We start from the raw sequence: 18,841 nt of genomic DNA, 5'->3' as shown, positions 1-18,841 counted from the left end.
TGATCCAGCCCTTGGGGAGTGCCCTGGCCGTACGCTTACGCTGGCCACATGGACGTGAACGTGGCCGCTGCCGCCGCCTGTGCCATAGCCGGGCTCGGCGTCGGCCTCACCGCCTCCATCGCCTTCCGCTGGAGCGAGCGCGAGCAGGCCAAGGGCAGGCAGCCCGGCGGCAGGCACTACGGCCGGTACCAGGCACTGGGCACCGGCAACCCGGAACCCCCGCTCCCGCCGGGGGTGGACACCGTACTCTCCGTGCTGCGCTCCTGCGCGATCGTGCTGGGCGAGGGCGACGAGGTGGTCAAGGCCAGCTCGGCGGCGTACGCGATGGGCCTGGTGCGCGGCGGCGCGGTCGCCGTGGACCCGATGCTCGCACTGGCGCGCGCCACCCGCCGGGACGGCGAGATCCGGCAGGTCGAGCTGGAGGTGCCCCGCCCGGGCGCCGCCCGTGCCGCGGAGCCGCTCGCGGTGTCGGTCCGGGTCGCCCCGCTGGGCTCCCGACTGGTGCTGGTGCTGGTCGAGGACCAGACCGAGCGCCGCCGGGTGGAGGCCGTCCGCCGAGACTTCGTCGCCAACGTCAGCCATGAGCTCAAGACTCCGGTGGGTGCCCTGTCCCTGCTGTCCGAGGCGGTCGCCGACGCGGCCGACGACCCGGAGGCGGTGCAGCGCTTCGCCGGCCGGATGCAGGTCGAGGCGACCCGCCTGGCCAGCCTGGTGCAGGAGATCATCGACCTCTCCCGGGTCCAGGACGACCGGCTGATGGCCGATCCGGAGCCGGTCGCGGTGGACGAGCTGATCGCCGAGGCGATCGACCGCTGCCGCCAGCAGGCCGCCGCCAAGCAGATCCTGATCGCGGCCGGGGGCATCGCCGGGCTCTACCTGCACGGCAACCGGGGCCAGCTCGCCGCCGCCCTCGGCAACCTGGTGGAGAACGCCGTCAACTACAGTCCGCCCCGCACCCGGGTGGCGATCGCCACCCGCCGGATCTCGAGCGCCGCGGCGCTCGGCGAGGCGGACGGCGAGCTGATCGAGGTCTCGGTGACCGACCAGGGCATCGGCATCTCCGAGAAGGACCGCGAGCGGGTCTTCGAACGCTTCTACCGGGTCGACCCGGCCCGCTCCCGGCAGACCGGCGGGACCGGCCTCGGCCTGTCCATCGTCAAGCACGTCGCCGCCTCGCACGGCGGCACGGTCTCGGTGTGGAGCGTCGAGGGCCAGGGGTCGACCTTCACCCTCCGGCTGCCCGCCGGACAGGCGCCCGCCGACGACCGCCCCGCCGGCGAAGCCGACGGTGACCGGTCCACCGGCGACCGCCCCGCGGCTGCCGCCGACACCGACGCCGACGCCGCCGACACCGATGCCGCCGCTGACGTCGACGTCGACGTCGACGCTGCCGTCGACGGCGCCGACGGGACCGCCCCACGAACCCTCACCCCGGACCGTCCGCACGGCACGGCCCGCCCGCTCTCCGCCGGGGAGCGGAAAGAACCCCTGACAACCCCAACCACGCTTGCCCCGGAGGCCCGATCGTGACCCGAGTACTGGTGGTCGAGGACGAGGAGTCGTTCAGCGACGCCCTCTCGTACATGCTCCGCAAGGAGGGCTTCGAGGTGGCCGTCGCCGCCACCGGGCCCGACGCCCTGGAGCAGTTCGAACGCAACGGCGCCGACCTCGTCCTGCTCGACCTGATGCTGCCGGGTCTCCCGGGCACCGAGGTCTGCCGCCAGCTCCGGGTGCGCTCCAACGTCCCGGTGATCATGGTGACCGCCAAGGACAGCGAGATCGACAAGGTCGTCGGGCTGGAGATAGGTGCTGACGACTACGTCACCAAGCCGTACTCGACCCGGGAGCTGGTCGCCCGGATCCGCGCGGTGCTGCGCCGCCGCGGCGAGGACGGCGGCGCGGGCGAGAACGGCGGCGGCCCGGGCGCCCTGGAGGCGGGCCCGGTCCGGATGGACGTCGACCGGCACGTGGTGACGGTGGACGGCGCCAAGGTCGACCTGCCGCTCAAGGAGTTCGACCTGCTGGAGATGCTGCTGCGCAACGCGGGCCGGGTGCTGACCCGCATGCAGCTGATCGACCGGGTCTGGGGCGCGGACTACGTCGGCGACACCAAGACCCTGGACGTCCACGTGAAGCGCCTGCGGGCCAAGATCGAGCCCGACCCGGGCGCGCCCCGCTACCTGGTCACCGTCCGCGGCCTCGGCTACAAGTTCGAGCCGTAGGCCGCCGAACAGCGGGAACGGTGGGCCCGGGCCGTCGTGCCCGGCCCGCAGGACCTCCGACAGCGGAAGGCCCCCACCGACCGGTGGGGGCCTTCCGCGTGTCGGCTCTCCCGTGCGCCCGGAGCGGGCCGGCGGGAGGCGGTGCGTCGCGTCAGTGGGCGGCGGCCGGAGCGGTCGTCGGTGCGCCGGCGGCACCGGACGGCGTGGCCGCGGCGGTGGTCGCGCCGGCCGAGGGGGTGCCGGGGGCGGCCGGGGTGGTGGCGCCCGCGGACGGGGTGGCCGCCGGGGTGGTCGCGCCCGGGGAGGCCGGGGTGGCGCTCTTGGAGGTCGTGGCCGACGGCGTCGGTCCGTAGCCGTTGTACAGGCCGCGGCCCCCGGGGCCCGAGTCCGGGCTGACGGCGGCCTGGGCGTCGACCTTCTGGCCGTCCTTGAAGGTGAAGGTGGTGGTGGCGAAGCCGCCGACGCGGACGGAGGCCGCCGGGACGGTGGCGGACGGGTTGCCCTGGCCGCCGACCGACACCGAGCCACCGGCCGGGATGACGATGCTGGACAGCGGGGCGCCGGCGGCGTCCGCGAAGGTGGCGCTGCTGGTGCCGACGGCGATCGACTGCAGCTCGGCCGGCGTGGTGGCCGTGTTGGAGATGTTGACGACCACGTTCACGGGGCCCGTGTAGTCGGTCGAGGTACCCGCCCCGGTGACGAGCACGATGTTGTTCAGCCGGAGGTTCGTCCCGACGGTCGCCGCCGCGTTGTCGGGCTTGATCTGCAGGGTGTCCGGCGTGTTGCCGGCCGCGCAGGAGGACAGCGAGGCGATGGCGATGGCGGCGATGGCGGCGATGCTGCCGCGTCGAAGGCTGCGGCTCACGGCGGCGGCTTCTCCTAGGTCACGTGTCGACAGGTCAGGTCTCAGATTATCGACCTCACTTATGCGCTCCTCACGGGGTGGTCCCCGTGTCGCACTCCCGGGGCCCCCTGGGGGCCGTCCGGCCGTACGGGCGCTGGTGCCCGAGGCCTCGGGGATGGCGCGTTCCGGCGACACCGTCCGAGCGCACCCGCCGCGGTGGCGCTCCGAGGTACCGATCCGAAAGGGCGCTCCGAGGCGCCGCTCCGAGGCGTCGCCCCGCCGCGCCACGCCAAGGGCGAGGCCGAGAGGAGCCCCGAGGACAAGCTTCGACCAAGATCAAATAACGATCGGATCACGACTCGAAAAGGGGTGAAAGCTCAAGATCCAATCACGGTTACCGGGGGGTTGCGCAAGGGTTTCGTCAGGTGCCGGAACCGCCTCCGACCTGCGGGAAGCTCCTGTCGAACACCGGTCGCAGCACGTCATGGGGGTCCTTGTCAAGCCCCGAGACCGGCCCTGACCTGCGAAAACGCCCTTCGGGTGCGCCGCGAGGCGTGTTATTCTGGAAAGCCACGGAAGGGGTCCTGTCACATGACGTTCAAGGTTGGCGACACGGTGGTCTACCCCCATCACGGGGCCGCGCTGATCGAGGCCATCGAAATTCGCCAGATCAAAGGTGTGGACAAGACCTACCTGGTGCTCAAGGTGCAGCAGGGAGACCTGACGCTCCGGGTGCCCGCCGAGAACGCGGAGTTCGTCGGCGTGCGCGATGTAGTCGGCCAGGAGGGTCTGGACCGGGTCTTCGAGGTGCTGCGCGCACCGTACACCGAAGAGCCGACCAACTGGTCCCGTCGCTACAAGGCGAACCTGGAGAAGCTCGCCTCGGGTGACGTTATCAAGGTCGCCGAGGTTGTGCGCGACCTCTGGCGTCGCGAGCGCGAGCGCGGTCTCTCGGCCGGCGAGAAGCGGATGCTCGCGAAGGCGCGCCAGATCCTCGTCAGCGAGCTCGCGCTGGCGGAGAACACCAACGAGGACAAGGCGGAGACGCTGCTCGACGAGGTGCTCGCCTCGTAGGGCAGTCGGGCTGCCGCCCACCGCTCACAGCGCCCGGTGTCGGCGCGCCGCTCCCTGGACGGAACGTCCGGGAGTGGTGCAGTGGCACTTCGGGCGCTGAGGCGTGTCCGGACGACGTCTCCCGCCCGAGCCGGTCCGGGCCTGCAAGACCGTTTTTGCGGAGCTGTGCGGCAGGCTGCGGTGGACCGTGTCTCTTCGGAAGGGGCCCCTGCGCCCGCCGGGCACGCCAAGGCCATACCCACTTCGCCGAAGGAGTGAAACCTGAACGCCTCAGCAGCAGTCGCAGCAGCAGTGGTGCCCGCCGCAGGACGCGGTGAGCGGCTGGGGCCCGGTGCCCCGAAGGCCCTGCGTGACCTGGGCGGCGTCCCGCTCCTGGTGCACGCCGTACGGGCGCTGGCGCGCAGCCGGGCGGTCGGCCTGGTCGTGGTCGCCGCGCCCGCCGACGGGGTGGCCGAGGTGGTCGCCCTGCTGGACAGCCACGGTCTGGCCGGCAAGGACGTCCGGGTGGTGGCCGGCGGCTCGACCCGCCAGGAGTCCGTCCGGCTCGGTCTGGCCGCGATCCCGGAGGACGTGGAGATCGTCCTGGTGCACGACGCGGCCCGTCCGCTGGTCCCGGTCGAGGTGGTGGACGCCGTCGCGGCCGCCGTCCGGGCCGGGGCGCCCGCCGTGGTGCCCGCGGTGCCGCTGGCCGACACCGTGAAGCGGGTCGAGCCCAGCCCGGGCCGCCCCGAGCCGGTCGTCGACACCCCGGAGCGGGCCACCCTGCGCGCGGTGCAGACCCCGCAGGGCTTCGACCGGGCCACCCTGGTCGAGGTGCACGCCAAGGCACTGGCCGAGGAGGCCGCGGGCGGCGCCGACGCCCCGGCGGTCACGGACGACGCCGGCCTGGTGGAGCGCTACGGGGGCCAGGTCGTCGTGGTGCCCGGCCACGAGGAGGCGTTCAAGGTCACCCGCCCGTTGGACCTCGTGCTCGCCGAGGCCGTACTCGCCCGCCGGAGGGCCGCCGATGACTACTGAGCCGTTGATCCCCCGGGTGGGGATCGGCACCGACGTGCACGCCTTCGAGGCCGGCCGGCCGCTCTGGGTGGCCGGACTGGAGTGGCCGGACGCCGAGTTCGGGCTGTCCGGGCACTCGGACGCGGACGTCGCCGCGCACGCCGCCTGCGACGCGCTGTTCTCGGCCGCCGGAATCGGCGACCTGGGCGCCCACTTCGGCACCGACCGCCCGGAGTGGGCCGGTGCCTCCGGAGTGAAGCTGCTCGGCGAGGCGGCCCGGCTGGTCCGCGAGGCGGGCTTCGAGATCGGCAACGTCGCGGTCCAGGTGATCGGCGTCCGGCCGAAGGTCGGCAAGCGGCGGGCCGAGGCGCAGGGCGTGCTGTCCGAAGCGGTCGGCGCCCCGGTGTCGGTGTCCGGTACCACCACCGACGGCCTGGGGCTGACCGGCCGGGCCGAAGGGCTGGCCGCGATCGCCACCGCCCTGGTGTACGCGCGGCGTTGAGCCTGGCGGCCCGGGCGACCGGGCCGCGGGCCGGAACGGGCCGCCCCTGACGGGTGTTCAACAGGCTTCGCCGGGGCCCGGATGGGTAGTGTGCGATCCGGGCCCGCGCGCAGCTCGCACCGGGCCGTACCGCCGCCGACGAGAAGAGGTTTCCGATGGGAGTCGAACTTTCCGACAGGGCCAAGGCGTTGATCGACGGCAAGAGCTTCGCCGTGCTGTCGACGATCCAGCCGGACGGCAGCCCCCAGTCCTCGGTGGTCTGGGTCAAGCGGGACGGTGACGACATCCTGTTCTCCACCGTCGAGGGCCGCCGCAAGCACCTCAACCTGGTGAAGGACCCGCGCGTCTCGCTGGTGATCAACCCGCCGGAGAGCCCGTACGAGTACCTGGAGGCGCGCGGTTCGGTGACGATGACCACCGAGGGCGGCCGGGAGCTGATCGACGAGCTGGCCGCCAAGTACCGGGGCGTGGACAAGTACACCTGGGACGGCCCGGACGACGTCCGGGTGGTCATCCGGCTCTCCCCGCGCAAGGTGGTCGGCGGCATCTGACCGTCGTCCGACGGTCGTCGTCCGATGACGGCGTCGATGACCGGCACGCGATGACCAGCACGCGATGACCGGCGTCCGATGACCGGCCCGCGATGGCCGGCGCGGCGCGCGGGCCTGCCGGCCAGGGCGTTCGGCCGGTTTCGGACCGGCGCGCTCCCCGTCCGCGACCGGTCCGACCGGCGGCCGGGACCGGCGATTCCCCCGGGGGTGCGGCCCGCATTCCCGGGGAATGTCGCGGGGCACTCCCCGCCGCCCACTACGCTTGACGCTGTGAGCATTCGTCTGTACGACACCAGCACCCGCCAGGTACGCGACTTCGTCCCGCTTGTACCGGGTTGTGTCTCGATCTACCTGTGCGGCGCTACCGTCCAGTCGGCGCCTCACATCGGACACATCCGGTCCGGGCTCAACTTCGACGTCATGCAGCGGTGGTTCGCCTACCGCGGCTACCAGGTGACCTTCGCCCGCAACGTCACCGACATCGACGACAAGATCATCGCCAAGGAGCGCGAGCTCGGCACGCCGTGGTGGCAGATCGCCTACGAGAACGAGCGCGCCTTCAACGACGGTTACGACGCGCTCGGCTGCCTGCCGCCCACCGTCGAGCCGCGGGCCACCGGGCACATCCCCGAGATGATCGAGATGATGCAGGGCCTCATCGAGAAGGGCCACGCCTACGCCGCCGACGGCAACGTCTACTTCGACGTGAAGTCGTACCCCGACTACCTGGCGCTGTCCAACCAGAAGCTGGACGACCTGCGCCAGCCCGAGGGCGAGGGCGAGACGGGCAAGCGCGACCAGCGCGACTTCGCGATGTGGAAGGCCGCCAAGCCGGGCGAGCCGAGCTGGGAGACCCCGTGGGGCCGCGGCCGTCCCGGTTGGCACCTGGAGTGCTCGGCGATGGCCCACAAGTACCTGGGCCCTGCCTTCGACATCCACGGGGGCGGGCTGGACCTGATCTTCCCGCACCACGAGAACGAGATCGCCCAGTCCAAGGCCTACGGCGACGGCTTCGCCAACTTCTGGGCGCACAACGCCTGGGTCACCATGGCCGGCGAGAAGATGAGCAAGTCGCTGGGCAACTCGGTGCTGGTCTCCGAGATGGTCCGGCGCTGGCGGCCGATCGTGCTCCGCTACTACCTGGCCGCCCCGCACTACCGCTCGATGATCGAGTACAGCGAGGAGTCGCTGCGCGAGGCCGAGGCCGCCTTCGGCCGGATCGAGGGCTTCGTCCAGCGCGCCGCGGAGCGCTGCGGCTCCGTCGACGCGGCGCCCGAGGTGCCGCCGGCGTTCGCCGAGGCCATGGACGACGACTTCGGCGTTCCGCAGGCGCTGGCCGTCGTGCACACCGCCGTCCGCCAGGGCAACAGCGCCCTGAACGCGGACGACAAGGAGAGCGTGGTGGCGCGGCTGGCCGAGGTCCGTGCGATGCTCGGAGTACTGGGACTCGACCCGCTCGACCCGCACTGGGCCGGAGCTGAGCGCGGCGACGACCTGCACGGCGTGGTCGACTCGCTGGTCCGCCTGGTCCTGGACCAGCGGCAGGCGGCGCGCGAGCGCAAGGACTTCGCCACCGCGGATGCCATCCGCGACCAGCTCGGCCTGGCCGGGCTGGCGATCGAGGACACCCCGTCCGGCCCGCGCTGGACGATCAACAGCCAGTAACCCCATCTGACGATCGGGGTGATGGGTGGGCCGTACCGGACCGGTGCGGCCCTCCCGCATGACGTAGCGCATGCCGTCGGCCGCCGCCGCACCGAGCGGGGCGGCCGGGCATGCCGGACAGACAGGAAGTACAGCCATGGCCGGCAACAGCCAGCGCAGGAACCGCCGCAACCCCGGATCGAAGAAGGGCGCGTCTGTCGGGACCGGCGGGCACAGCCGGAAGGCGCTGCAGGGCAAGGGCCCGACCCCGCCCGGAGAGGCGCGCAAGGGCCACCCGAAGCAGCGCGCCGCCAACGCCGCGCTCAAGCGCGAGCGGGACGCCAAGGCCCGGGCCGGCATGCGCCGGGCCGGGGCCGGCCGGGGCGGTCGTGGCGGCGCGGGCAGCGCCGAGCTGGTCTTCGGCCGCAACTCGGTGGTCGAGGCCCTGATCGGCGACGTGCCCGCCACCGCGCTGTACGTCCAGCAGTTCATCGACACCGACGACCGCGTCCGCGAGGCCTTCCAGGCCGCCAACGACCGCGGCATCCCGCTGATGGAGGCCCCGCGGCCGCAGCTGGACCAGATGACCGGCGGGCTCAACCACCAGGGCCTGGTGCTCCAGGTCCCGCCGTACGAGTACGCGCACCCCGAGGACCTGCTGGAGGAGGCCGCCGACGCCGGTCAGGATCCGCTGATCATCGCGCTGGACGGGGTCACCGACTCGCGCAACCTCGGCGCCGTGGTCCGCTCCGCCGCCGCCTTCGGCGCGCACGGCGTGGTGATCCCCGAGCGCCGTGCGGCCGGCATGACCGCCGGTGCCTGGAAGACCTCCTCCGGCGCTGCGGCCCGGCTGCCCGTCGCCCGCGCGACCAACATGACCCGCACGCTGGAGGCCTACCAGAAGGCCGGCCTGATGGTGGTCGGCCTGGCCGCCGACGGCGAGGCCGAGATCGGCGACCTGGAGCTGCTGACCGGCCCGGTCGTGATCGTCGCGGGCAGCGAGGGCAAGGGCCTGTCCCGGCTCGTCTCGGAGACCTGCGACATGCGGGTGCGGATCCCGATGTCCGGGCTGACCGAGTCGCTGAACGCCGGTGTCGCTGCGGGCGTCGTGCTGTACGAGGCCGCCCGGCTGCGCGCCAAGCGCTGAGCACAGCCGGACCTCCGTCCGCAGGTGATGTGCTGAATTCCCCGCGATCCGAGTGAAAAGCGATCGGGCCCGACCGGGTCCGATCGCTTTTTTCATGATCACTTCAAGCATGCGCCGGACATCCACCCGGGAGAGTGTCCTAAGCGGCCGTCACCCGGTTAGACGGGCGTGGACGTGGACACCAGAACACCTCGGCGCCCCCTGTTCGGCGGCGGCAGCACCGGGATGGACGCGGGCCCCGGGCTCGACACCGTCAAGGTGCCGTCGGATCCGGCGCGACTCAGCAGCACCCAGGCGAGCTTCCGCCTCCGGCTCGGCAGCCCCGTGGCGCCGCTGATCGAGGCCCCGGCCGGACTGCTGTCCACCGGCGCCGCGTTCGGCGACCCGTACGCCAACCAGGGCCTGATCCGCCGTTCGCTGGTCACCCCGCAGGTCGTCGTGCCCGCCTCGGCCGTCCCGGCGCTGGCCGGGGCCGGGGCCGGGACCGGCGGGGCGCCCCGCCGCAAGGGCCGGGTCACCGCCGTCACCTGGACCGGCCAGGCGCCCCCCGGCGACCTCGCGGCCACCCAGCTGCTGGAGGCGGTCCGCCAGAGCGGCGCGCCGGGCGGCGACAGCCGGGCCGAGGCGGACACCCAGGTGCTCCCGGCCTACGCGGGCGCCCGGACCGTCCCCCGCCAGCCGCGCGAGGGCACCGGCACCGCCACCGACGCGGGCGTCGGCCCGGTCGGCGAGCCGCACGGCTGGACCCCGAGCGGCGAACTGCCCGAGGTGTCCGCCACCGACGCCGGGGGCAAGCAGCCCTGGTACCCCGGCCGCCGGGTCGACCTCGGCCTGGTGCTGCTGCCGCTGCGCGCGGTGCTCGGCTCGCTCTCCGTCTACGCCGGATTCAGCAAGCTCTGCGACCCGGTGTACTTCGACGGCGGCGAGCGCGGCTCCATGGTGCGCTGGCTCTCCTCGCTGCACCCCTGGAAGGTCGCCGAACCGCTGCTCGCCTTCGCGATGGCGCACCCCGTCGGCTCCGGCCTGGTGGTGTCGTTCACCGAGATCGTGGTCGGCGTGCTGACCGTCCTGGGCCTGTGGCAGCGGCTCGCGGCCGGAGCGGCGATGCTGCTCTCCGCGGCGCTGCTGTTCACCGTCAGCTGGCGGGCCGTACCGGTCTACGACACCCCGGACCTGATCTTCCTCGCGGCGTGGAGCCCCCTGCTGATCGCCGGGGCGCCGTTCGCCTCACTGGACGGCCGGCTCAACCTCGAGGCCTGGCGCCGCTTCGGCGCGGGCTCGCCGCGCGCCCTGCGCCGCCGGGTGCTGCGCCGCGGCACGGTGGTCACCACCATCGTGGTCGGCCTGACCCTCCTGCTCGGCTCGATGCTGGGCGCCGCCGTCCGGACCAGCGCCCGGCCGCACCAGGCGCCGCCCCGCCCGGCCACCGACTACGGCACCCCGGTCTGGCCGACGAGCAGCCCGTCCGGCGCCCCGGGCGGCCAGGGCGCGTCCTCGCCCTCGCCCGCCCCGCACCCGGCCACCCCGACGCCCAGCGCGACCGCACCGTCCAGCGCCCCCGCCAAGCCGACCGGCGCCACGCCGAGCGGCAAGCACTCCGGCAAGGCGGAGACCGGGGCGGGCTCCTCCCCGGCGCCGGCCGCCCCCTCCGCCGTTCCCGGCGGCGGCGCGCCGGCCCAGCGCAGCACCCCGGCCGCCGGGGGATCGGGCACGGCGCCCAAGCCGAGCCCGAGCAGCGGCTCGGGGCTGCTCGGCGGGGTGCTGGGCAGCGGCCCGCTGGCCGACCTGTCCGGCGGGGCCGGCGGGGCCGGCGGGGCCGAGGGCGGGCGCTCCTCCCGGCCGGGGACGCCCACGGCGACCTGAGGCGCTCGGGGGCCTGACGGCGCCGGTGCCGGTGCCGGCGTCGTCGTCCGTTGTCCGGTGTCCGGTGTGAGGCGGCCGGGTGCTCCGTGGGGGAGCACCCGGCCGTTGTGCTGTGGCTGTGGCTGTGGCTGTGGCTGTGGCTTCGGCTTCGGCTTCGGTTGTGGCTTCGGCTTCGGTTGTGGCCGGCGCCGCTGCCGCTTGCCGCAGTCGGCGGTGGCGGGGCGGACCGGGGGCAGCCGGCCCGGCTCGGCCCGGCCCGGCTCGGCAGGGGAGCGGAGGCAAGGTGGCTCGTCTGGGCACCCGTCCGCCGGTAGCGGCCCGGCTACCGCCGTCCGTCAGAGGGTCGTGTCGCGGTGCGCCGCGAGCTCCTTGGCCGCCTCGGTGAGGTCCTTGGCCGTGTCGATGGCGCGCCAGTACACGCCCTGCGGCAGCTGGTAGCCCGCCAGCCGCTTGGCGCGGGCGAGTTGGGGGAAGGTGGCGCGCTCGTGGTCGCCCACGTCCGGCAGCAGCTCGGCGAACTCCGGGCTGAACACGTACACGCCGGCGTTGATCAGGAACGGCGAGGGCGGAGCTTCGATGAAGTCCAGCACGTTGCCGAACTGGTCCGTCTCCACCGCGCCCCACGGGATCCGCGGCCGGGCCAGCGCGAGCGTCGCGACGGCGTCCCGCTCGTGGTGGAAGGCGGCCATGTCGGTCAGGCTGAAGCGGGTCCAGATGTCGCCGTTGGTGGCGTACCAGGGCTCGTCCGGGCGGGCCAGCGCCTTCGCCGCGTACTTCAGGCCGCCGCCGCGCCCGAGCGGCTCCGCCTCCACCACCGTACGGACCCGCAGCGGCAGGTCCGCGGTGTCGAGCCACTCCTCCAGCACGTCGGCGAGGTGCCCGCAGGACACCACCACGTCGGTGACGCCCTCGGCGGCCAGCCAGCCCAGCTGGTGGCCCAGGATCGGCGTGCCCGTCCCCGGGATCTCGACCAGCGGCTTCGGGCGGTCGTCGGTGTACGGGCGCAGCCGGGAGCCCTGGCCGCCGGCCAGGATCACGGCCTGGGTGATCGTCCGGCCGACCGCCGGGGGGACAGGTGCCGTGACGGCTGCCGTGACAGCTGCCGTGCCGGGCGCGGTGGTGGGCGCGGTGGTGGACCGGGGTCGGGGCTGGTGCGGCTGGGGCTGGCTCTGGCGCGACGTGAGGTCGGCGGTGGGGCCGGAATCAGCGGTCATGGCTGAACGATACGGCCGCCCGCCGCGGGTGTCCGCCGGTCGTCAGTTGCTGGTCCCCGCCACGAAGGAACCGTCGCAGACCGGGCGGGCGAAGGAGCGGGCCCGCTGGACGTCGCCCTGGTACTTGCGCACCGCGGCCTTGCCCAACTCGCCGGCCAGCGCGGTGCAGTACGGCGTGAGCGAGGGCTGCTCGCGCATCGAGCGCTCCAGCAGGTCCAGCGCGGCGGACGGGTTCTTGGCGCGCAGTTCGTCCAGCAGCGCGACTCGCAGGGCGTCCTGCGGAGCCAGCCCGTCGGTCTTGGTGGCGGCGGACGAGGAGCGGCCGATCCCGGCGCCGTCCCCGCTGGACGCCGCCACGACCTGCTGGTCGAGCCCGGTCGGTGGCGCCCACGGGACGCGGGTCACGGCGAGGGTGCCGGTGGTCACCAGGACGACCGGCAGGGTCAGGGCGACGGTCTGGCCGATACGGCGTACAAGCTGCTTCACCCTCAGGAGAGTAGCGGTGGGTGCGGGCCGCATTGCCCTCCGTTACACCATCGAGTGATGCACTGCCCCGATATGTCCCTGCACCGTGTTGACGCTCGGGTGTACGGACGGAGCCCGCCGGACCGGTGGGTCCGACGGGCTCCGTCGTGTGCGTCAGCCGCCGCAGCCGCAGCCGCAGCCGCAGCCGCGGCTGTAGCTGCCGCCGCCGTCCGAGCGCTCGGGCACTCAGTGGCTCAGGCGCTCGCCGCTGCTGGTGGCGAAGACGTGGGTCTCCTCGGCGATCGGCACGACGTGGATCGTCTCGCCGCGGGCCGGGATCTGACGGCCGGGGACGCGGACGACCAGGTCCTTGTCCACGCCGCCGAGCTGGGTGGTGCCGTAGACGAAGCCGTCCGAGCCGAGCTCCTCGACCACGTTGACCGTCACCGCGACGCCCTCGATGCCACCGGCCGGGACGATCTGGAAGTGCTCGGGGCGCACGCCGACGATCACCGTCTTGTCGGTGCCGGCACCGGCCAGGTTCTCGCGCGAGATGTTGACGACCGAGCCGCCGAACTTCACCCCGCCGTCCACCAGCGGCACCTCGACCAGGTTCATGGCCGGCGAGCCGATGAAGCCGGCCACGAAGACGTTGGCGGGCTTGTCGTACATGTTCCGCGGGGTGTCGACCTGCTGCAGCAGACCGTCCTTGAGCACCGCGACCCGGTCGCCCATGGTGAGCGCCTCGGTCTGGTCGTGGGTGACGTACACGGTGGTGATGCCCAGGCGGCGCTGCAGACCGGCGATCTGGGTGCGGGTCGAGACGCGCAGCTTGGCGTCCAGGTTCGACAGCGGCTCGTCCATCAGGAAGACCTGCGGCTGGCGGACGATCGCGCGGCCCATCGCGACGCGCTGGCGCTGGCCGCCGGACAGCGCCTTCGGCTTGCGGTCCAGGTACTCGGTGAGGTCGAGGATCTTCGCCGCCTCCTCGACCTTGGTCCGGATGTCCGCCTTGTTCACGCCGGCGATCTTCAGCGCGAAGCCCATGTTCTCCGCGACGGTCATGTGCGGGTACAGCGCGTAGTTCTGGAACACCATGGCGATGTCCCGGTCCTTCGGCGGCAGGTGGGTGACGTCCCGCTCGCCGATCCGGATGGCGCCGCTGTTGACGTCCTCCAGCCCGGCCAGCATGCGCAGGCTGGTCGACTTGCCGCAGCCCGACGGGCCGACCAGGACGAGGAACTCGCCGTCCGCGATCTCCAGGTCCAGCGCGTCCACCGAGGGCTTGGTCGCCCCGGGATAGATGCGGGTCGCCTGGTCGTACGTGACAGAAGCCATGGTTGTGCTCTCCTTCACCGGCAGGAACGTGCCGGACGATCCGAGTAAAGGGGGGTGTCCAATCTCCGCCGCCCCGTCAATGGTCTGAACCACGCGACGAGCCGACTCCCGGCGACGCTACCCGCGCTCCCGCCGCTTGTCAGCCCCCTCCACCCCCATTTCGGCATCGGTTCCATCACGCCCGCCCACCCCGCCAACCCCCGGATATCCCCCCACCCCGTCACCCCGGCCCGGTAGACTGCCCCCGGTGCCGCCGTGATCCATCGCGGACGGCCACCGTGCCTCCTTAGCTCAGCTGGCCAGAGCACCGCTCTTGTAAAGCGGGGGTCGTCGGTTCGAACCCGACAGGGGGCTCGCCGTACGGAGGGCCAGTTCGCCGGAGTCATGCCGGCCGGACTGGCCCTCCGTCGTCGCGTGGGTGGGGGTGGCGAGGGCGCCGCCGGTGGGGTGGTTGAGGCCGGTGAGGGTGACGGTGCGGCGCACCGCGCGGTCCAGCGGGACGGCGGAGAGGTCGGGGGCTTCGGCGTCGGCGTCCAGGCGGGCGACCTCCAGGAGTCCCCGCCGCTCATCGGCTGGGTAACGGTCCCCGCCGCCGCTGAAACAACCGCCGGACCGGCCCCGGACCCGCTGCGCCGGACCACGCGCGGAAGGCAGTTCCGGCCAGCGGAAGGCAGTCCGGCCAACGAAAGGCAGTCCGGCCGGCGGAAGGCAGTTCGGCCGGCCGAGGCCACTCCCGGCCGGCCGAGGGCAGCCCCGACCATCCGTTCCGATCCCCCTGAGCACCCCGGCCCACCCGTCCGTATCCCCTCGTGGGGGAACGATCGAGAGAAAGGTGGCAGTGATGAGCATCCTCGCCAACCTCCTGCCGGCAATGCGGAGTTCGCGCAAGCGGGCCGGTACCGGCAAGGAGACCGACCACACCGAGAAGTCGACCGGTCACGGCCGCCGCCGGAACCGCAAGCACTCGCGGCACTGACGACTGACGCACCGGTCATGGTCCAGGGCTAGGACGGGCACGTGTGGTCGCTGCGACGGCTGACGGCCGTCGACACGGGTGGTGGCGGCGACGGCCGGGCGGACCCGGTCGTCGCGCCGGCCCCGGCCGTGTCGGTGCGGCGGACCTTCGTCCGGTTCTGGCCCTACACCCGCGGCGGGCGGCGCTGGCTGGCCCCGCTGCTGGGGTTCGTCCTGCTCGGCCCGGTGGTGGACGCGGCGGCGATCTGGCTCTTCAAGATCGTCGTCGACGACGTGCTGGTACCGCGCAGATTCGACCTGTTCCTGCCCGTGGCGCTCGGCTACGCCGTGCTGACCCTGCTGGCAGGCGGCCTGCGCTTCGCCGACGAGACGACCTCGGCCTGGGTCAGCGAGCGCTTCCTGCTCGCCCTGCGGACGGACGTGTTCCGGCACCTCCAGCACCTGTCGCTGGGCTTCTTCGAGCGGCGGCGGCTCGGCGACGTACTGTCGCGGCTGACCGCGGACGTGGAGGCGGTCGAGACCTTCCTGCTCTCGGGCGTCCTCGACGCGGTCGCTTACGTCGCCGAGCTGGCCGTCTTCCTGGTGGTGCTGTTCTACCTGCGCTGGGACCTCGCGCTCACCGCCCTGGTGGTCGCGCCGCTGTTCTGGATCACCGCCCGCCACTTCTCGACGAGGGTGAAGGCCGCGTCCCGGGAGCGGCGGCGCCGCAGCGGTTCGGTCAGCGCGCTCGCCGAGGAGACGCTCGGCAACATCACGCTGGTGCAGGCGTACAACCGGCAGGACTGGGAGCAGGAACGGTTCCTCCAGGAGAGCATGGCCCGGTTCCGGGCGACCATGGCGGCGACCCGGCTGCGCGCGCTGTTCGCGCCGGTCGTGGAACTGCTGGAGCTGGTCGGGGCGCTGATCGTGCTCGGACTCGGCGCCTGGGAACTCGTCCACGACCGCCTCACGCTCGGCGAACTGCTCGTCTTCGTCGCTCTGCTCAGCCGCCTCTACAGCCCGATCCGGGGCATCTCCCAGCTCAGCAACGGCTTCTACTCCGCCTCGGCCGCCGCCGAGCGGATCATCGAACTGCTCGACCAGCGGCCGCAGGTGGCTGATCCCCCGGCACCGCTGCGCCCGGCCCGGACGCGGGGCGCGGTGGTCCTCGACGGGGTGTGGTTCCGCTACCCGGGCACCACCCGGGTGGCGCTGTACGACGTCTCCTTCCGCGCCGAGCCGGGTGAGACGGTGGCGCTGGTCGGGGAGAGCGGGGCGGGCAAGTCGACCATCGCCAAGCTGCTGCTGCGCTTCTACGACCCGGAGCGGGGTGCCGTCCGGCTGGACGGCATCGACCTGCGCGAACTGGCGCTGGCCGACCTTCGCGAGCGCATCGCGGTCCTGTTGCAGGAGACGCTGGTGATCCACGGCACCGTCCGGGAGAACATCGCCTACGGTCGGCCCGGGGCGACCGACGAGCAGATCACGGCCGCCGCCCGGGCCGCCGACGCCGACGAGTTCATCAGCCGGCTGCCGGAGGGCTACGACACGGTGGTGGGCCAGCACGGGCGACTGCTGTCCGGCGGGCAGCGCCAGCGGATCGCGATCGCCCGGGCGATGATCCGGGACGCGCCGGTGCTGCTGCTCGACGAGCCGACCACCGGGCTGGACCCGGAGTCCGGGCAGCGGATCCTCGAGCCGCTGGGGCGGCTGATGAACGGGCGGACCACGATCATCATCTCGCACAACCTGCTCACCGTCCGGAACGCGGACCGGATCGTGCTGCTGCGCGAGGGCCGCGTCGCCGCCTGCGGCAGCCACCGGGACCTGCTCGCCCACGACGACGGCTACGCCCGGCTCGACCGGGCCGCCGGCCTGGCGAGTGCCGCACGATGACCACGGAGGCCGCTGATGCGTGCGGAAGGCGCCCGATGAGTGCGGAGGCCGCCCGATGAGAGAGCGGGAGCCACTGGCCGCCGGAACGGTGATCGCCCCCGGCTACCAGGTGCTGTCCCACCTCTGCCGCACCGGCTGGCTGGACGTCTACGACGCCTGGAGCGAGGAACGGGACTGCCGCTGCGTGGTCAAGGTGCTCAGGCCGGACCGCCGCCGTGACCGGGACTTGCGAGAGCGGTTGCTCAGGGAGGGACGCTGGCTGGCCGAGTTCACCCACCCGCACCTGGTGCGCGGCTACGGCACCGGCGAACGCCCGCAGCCGTACGCGGTGCTGGAGACGCTCACCGGCGAGACCCTCGCCCACCTGATCGACCGGGGACCGCGCCGCCCGGCCGCCACCGACCTGGCCCTGCTGGGGATACAACTCTGCTCGGCCGTCGGCTACTTGCACAGGCGGGGTCTACTGCACCTGGACCTCAAGCCCGCCAACGTGGTGATCGACTGCCGCCGCGCCAAGGTGCTCGACCTGAGCATCGCCCGCCCGCCGGGCCCGGGCGGCCCGCGCCGCCTCGGCACGGTCGGCTACCTCGCCCCCGAACAGGCCTCCGGTGGGCCGCTCACGGCGGCTGCCGACGTCTGGGGCATCGGTGTCACCCTCTACGAGGCCGCCACCGGCGAACTTCCGTTCGGCGAGGCCGCGTCGGACCCGACCGGGACACCGGCTCCTCCGGTGTCCCGGCGCCGTCGCCTGCCCCGCCCACTCGCCGCGGTGATCGACGCCGGTCTGCGCCTCGACCCGGAAGCACGGCCGACGATCGCCCAACTAGCCGACACCCTGGACGAGTTCCTTCCCTCACGTCGCTCAGGGCCGACGCCCGAGGGATGACTGCGGCGGCGGCCCCGCCGGGCGACGCGTCCTGGCGGGTGGCTCCCCGCCCCTTGAGTGGCTCCCACCCCCTTGAGCGGCTGGCTACCTCCCGGGCGGCAGCTGCCTCAGCTGCCGCAGCGTCCAACCCGCGTCCGGCGCTTCGGCGAGCGCCCGCGTGTGGCCGGTGAACAACTCCGCCGCACGCCGGTACGAGAGGCGGGCGCGACCGGTGTACGGGCAGCGGTCGACGGCGGGGGTGCCGCTCGGGGCGCGGCGGTCGGTGAGGAAGAGCGGTCCGTCGGCGCGGCCGGCGATCAGCAGGGGGAGCAGCCGAGCGGTGCCGGACCCCCAGCGGACCGGGGTGCGGCCGGTCCCGGGGCGGGTGCGGCGCCGGGGGAGGTCGAGCTGGTCGGTGTTCAGGGCCAGCACGGTCTCGATGGTGGCGCCGGACTCGTGCAGCAGGCGCCACAGCGTCTGCTCCCGCAACGGCGCCCGCAGGGCGAACAGGGCGCGCAGCTGCTCGGCGGTCAAGGGGGCTGCGGCCGCCGCCGGTTCGGCCACCGGAAGGGGCCGCAGTTCGGTGGTCGGATCGCCGTCGATCCAACCGCGGGCGCGCCACCAGGCGACGGCCGCGCGCAGAGTGGAGAGTTCGCGGTTGAGGGTGCGCGGGTCGGTATCGGTGCCGCGCAGGGCGACGGCTGCGCGCAGTCGCCGGGCGGCGTCGGGGTGGTCGAGCAGCGCGAGCGGGAGCACGGGTGGCCGGGCGCGGCGCCGTTCCGGGCCGGTGGGAGCGGGTCGGTCGGCGAGCGCCCAGGCCCAGGTGCCCAGGGCGATCCGGTAGATCCGCCGGGAGCCCTCGGAGAGCCCGGAGGCGGTGAGATACCGCTCGACGGCGAGGCCGTACTCGACCGGGGGAAGCTCTGTCGCCATCGAGCCCTTCTTCCGCGGTAAATACGTCCGTCAAGATGCCGATCAGCATACTCGTAATCGCAGTAAATGGCAGGTGAGGGATAGTGAGTGGCGGTATTTACTGCGATAGAAGCTCCATCGGCCGACGTTGATACGGAAAGGCTCAAGTTTTTCGGGCGAAGCCCTTGAACCGGGTGCCCGACCGCTCCCAGACTGCTGCCCATGGCAGTGAACGCAGTGGATGCGGTGGACCCGGCAGATCGAGCCGACTCAGCGGATGCAGCACATTCAGCACATTCAGCACACGCAGCCGACGCAGCACACCCAGCCGACGCGAGGGAAGCCGCACCCGCG

General features: G+C 73.3%; 17 protein-coding genes and 1 tRNA gene. 13 read left to right on the top strand and 5 right to left on the bottom strand.

All coding sequences use genetic code 11. The features are described 5' to 3' along the window. Positions 1-48 precede the first annotated feature (48 nt). Both ACGF07_RS17200 and ACGF07_RS17195 read left to right on the top strand, forming a co-directional pair. Complete coding sequence (locus ACGF07_RS17200; RefSeq protein WP_392899491.1) at positions 49-1,530, top strand: sensor histidine kinase; 1,482 nt, start codon at positions 49-51, stop codon at positions 1,528-1,530. Then, entirely contained in the window at positions 1,527-2,222 is a 696-nt protein-coding gene (locus tag ACGF07_RS17195) for a response regulator transcription factor (protein ID WP_030061050.1), read from the top strand. Before ACGF07_RS17200 ends, ACGF07_RS17195 begins: the two co-directional genes overlap by 4 nt. A gap of 151 nt (positions 2,223-2,373) precedes the next feature. Here the strand turns inward: ACGF07_RS17195 and ACGF07_RS17190 are convergent, their stop codons facing one another. Beyond that, positions 2,374-3,087 (bottom strand): DUF461 domain-containing protein, encoded by a 714-nt coding sequence (locus ACGF07_RS17190; RefSeq protein WP_350748260.1) that lies wholly within the window; start codon positions 3,085-3,087, stop codon positions 2,374-2,376. Positions 3,088-3,657: 570 nt separating this feature from the next. On the opposite strand from ACGF07_RS17190, the gene ACGF07_RS17185 reads away from it, so the two are divergent. The 7 genes from ACGF07_RS17185 to ACGF07_RS17155 all read left to right on the top strand — a co-directional run bounded on the left by ACGF07_RS17185 (position 3,658) and on the right by ACGF07_RS17155 (position 10,843). Then, complete coding sequence (locus ACGF07_RS17185; RefSeq protein WP_030244332.1) at positions 3,658-4,140, top strand: CarD family transcriptional regulator; 483 nt, start codon at positions 3,658-3,660, stop codon at positions 4,138-4,140. A gap of 291 nt (positions 4,141-4,431) precedes the next feature. Next, positions 4,432-5,157: a 2-C-methyl-D-erythritol 4-phosphate cytidylyltransferase gene (gene ispD, locus ACGF07_RS17180; protein WP_392899487.1), complete on the top strand. Its 726-nt coding sequence runs from the start codon at positions 4,432-4,434 to the stop codon at positions 5,155-5,157. Continuing rightward, on the top strand, positions 5,147-5,638 hold the full coding sequence (ispF, locus tag ACGF07_RS17175; protein WP_350748263.1) for a 2-C-methyl-D-erythritol 2,4-cyclodiphosphate synthase: 492 nt from the start codon (positions 5,147-5,149) through the stop codon (positions 5,636-5,638). Before ispD ends, ispF begins: the two co-directional genes overlap by 11 nt. A 155-nt stretch (positions 5,639-5,793) precedes the next feature. After that, positions 5,794-6,189: a PPOX class F420-dependent oxidoreductase gene (locus tag ACGF07_RS17170; protein WP_350748266.1), complete on the top strand. Its 396-nt coding sequence runs from the start codon at positions 5,794-5,796 to the stop codon at positions 6,187-6,189. A gap of 270 nt (positions 6,190-6,459) precedes the next feature. Further along, positions 6,460-7,854 carry a cysteine--tRNA ligase gene (gene cysS / locus ACGF07_RS17165; protein ID WP_392899483.1) on the top strand — a complete coding sequence of 465 codons (1,395 nt, stop codon included), beginning with the start codon at positions 6,460-6,462 and terminating at the stop codon, positions 7,852-7,854. Between the two features lie 136 nt (positions 7,855-7,990). Next, complete coding sequence (gene rlmB / locus ACGF07_RS17160; RefSeq protein WP_350748272.1) at positions 7,991-8,980, top strand: 23S rRNA (guanosine(2251)-2'-O)-methyltransferase RlmB; 990 nt, start codon at positions 7,991-7,993, stop codon at positions 8,978-8,980. 174 nt (positions 8,981-9,154) lie between these two features. After that, positions 9,155-10,843 (top strand): DoxX family membrane protein, encoded by a 1,689-nt coding sequence (locus ACGF07_RS17155; RefSeq protein ID WP_392899480.1) that lies wholly within the window; start codon positions 9,155-9,157, stop codon positions 10,841-10,843. Between the two features lie 335 nt (positions 10,844-11,178). On the opposite strand, the gene ACGF07_RS17150 is transcribed toward ACGF07_RS17155, so the two are convergent. The 3 genes from ACGF07_RS17150 to ACGF07_RS17140 form a co-directional block, all read right to left on the bottom strand. Next, positions 11,179-12,057 carry an NDP-sugar synthase gene (locus ACGF07_RS17150; protein WP_392899478.1) on the bottom strand — a complete coding sequence of 293 codons (879 nt, stop codon included), beginning with the start codon at positions 12,055-12,057 and terminating at the stop codon, positions 11,179-11,181. 42 nt (positions 12,058-12,099) lie between these two features. After that, a complete protein-coding gene (locus tag ACGF07_RS17145; protein ID WP_392899475.1) occupies positions 12,100-12,543 on the bottom strand; it encodes a hypothetical protein in 444 nt (147 codons plus the stop codon). 225 nt (positions 12,544-12,768) lie between these two features. Then, entirely contained in the window at positions 12,769-13,860 is a 1,092-nt protein-coding gene (locus tag ACGF07_RS17140) for a sn-glycerol-3-phosphate ABC transporter ATP-binding protein UgpC (RefSeq protein ID WP_350744388.1), read from the bottom strand. 280 nt (positions 13,861-14,140) lie between these two features. On the opposite strand from ACGF07_RS17140, the gene ACGF07_RS17135 reads away from it, so the two are divergent. The 4 genes from ACGF07_RS17135 to ACGF07_RS17120 all read left to right on the top strand — a co-directional run bounded on the left by ACGF07_RS17135 (position 14,141) and on the right by ACGF07_RS17120 (position 17,596). Next, positions 14,141-14,214: transfer RNA gene (locus ACGF07_RS17135), tRNA-Thr, on the top strand. 487 nt (positions 14,215-14,701) lie between these two features. Beyond that, complete coding sequence (locus ACGF07_RS17130; protein ID WP_350744402.1) at positions 14,702-14,836, top strand: hypothetical protein; 135 nt, start codon at positions 14,702-14,704, stop codon at positions 14,834-14,836. Positions 14,837-14,877: 41 nt separating this feature from the next. After that, a complete protein-coding gene (locus ACGF07_RS17125) occupies positions 14,878-16,710 on the top strand; it encodes an ABC transporter ATP-binding protein (protein WP_350744404.1) in 1,833 nt (610 codons plus the stop codon). Between the two features lie 55 nt (positions 16,711-16,765). Further along, positions 16,766-17,596: a serine/threonine-protein kinase gene (locus tag ACGF07_RS17120; RefSeq protein ID WP_392899472.1), complete on the top strand. Its 831-nt coding sequence runs from the start codon at positions 16,766-16,768 to the stop codon at positions 17,594-17,596. A gap of 84 nt (positions 17,597-17,680) precedes the next feature. Here the strand turns inward: ACGF07_RS17120 and ACGF07_RS17115 are convergent, their stop codons facing one another. Continuing rightward, complete coding sequence (locus ACGF07_RS17115) at positions 17,681-18,508, bottom strand: hypothetical protein (protein ID WP_392899470.1); 828 nt, start codon at positions 18,506-18,508, stop codon at positions 17,681-17,683. Positions 18,509-18,841 lie beyond the last annotated feature (333 nt).

It is taken from the genome of Kitasatospora sp. NPDC048194 (assembly GCF_043202455.1).
GTDB lineage: Bacteria > Actinomycetota > Actinomycetes > Streptomycetales > Streptomycetaceae > Kitasatospora.
Note: the sequence above shows the minus strand (reverse complement) of the source record. Positions and strands in the feature narration are given on the sequence as shown.

What these genes read in the sequence shown, in the direction of transcription:
- ACGF07_RS17200 (WP_392899491.1), top strand. Translation starts at nt 49, where the DNA reads ATGGACGTGAACGTGGCCGCTGCCGCCGCCTGTGCCATAGCCGGGCTC.
- ACGF07_RS17185 (WP_030244332.1), top strand. Translation starts at nt 3,658, where the DNA reads ATGACGTTCAAGGTTGGCGACACGGTGGTCTACCCCCATCACGGGGCC.
- ispF (WP_350748263.1), top strand. Translation starts at nt 5,147, where the DNA reads ATGACTACTGAGCCGTTGATCCCCCGGGTGGGGATCGGCACCGACGTG.
- ACGF07_RS17170 (WP_350748266.1), top strand. Translation starts at nt 5,794, where the DNA reads ATGGGAGTCGAACTTTCCGACAGGGCCAAGGCGTTGATCGACGGCAAG.
- rlmB (WP_350748272.1), top strand. Translation starts at nt 7,991, where the DNA reads ATGGCCGGCAACAGCCAGCGCAGGAACCGCCGCAACCCCGGATCGAAG.
- ACGF07_RS17150 (WP_392899478.1), bottom strand. Translation starts at nt 12,057, where the DNA reads ATGACCGCTGATTCCGGCCCCACCGCCGACCTCACGTCGCGCCAGAGC.
- ACGF07_RS17140 (WP_350744388.1), bottom strand. Translation starts at nt 13,860, where the DNA reads ATGGCTTCTGTCACGTACGACCAGGCGACCCGCATCTATCCCGGGGCG.
- ACGF07_RS17130 (WP_350744402.1), top strand. Translation starts at nt 14,702, where the DNA reads ATGAGCATCCTCGCCAACCTCCTGCCGGCAATGCGGAGTTCGCGCAAG.
- ACGF07_RS17120 (WP_392899472.1), top strand. Translation starts at nt 16,766, where the DNA reads ATGAGAGAGCGGGAGCCACTGGCCGCCGGAACGGTGATCGCCCCCGGC.
- ACGF07_RS17115 (WP_392899470.1), bottom strand. Translation starts at nt 18,508, where the DNA reads ATGGCGACAGAGCTTCCCCCGGTCGAGTACGGCCTCGCCGTCGAGCGG.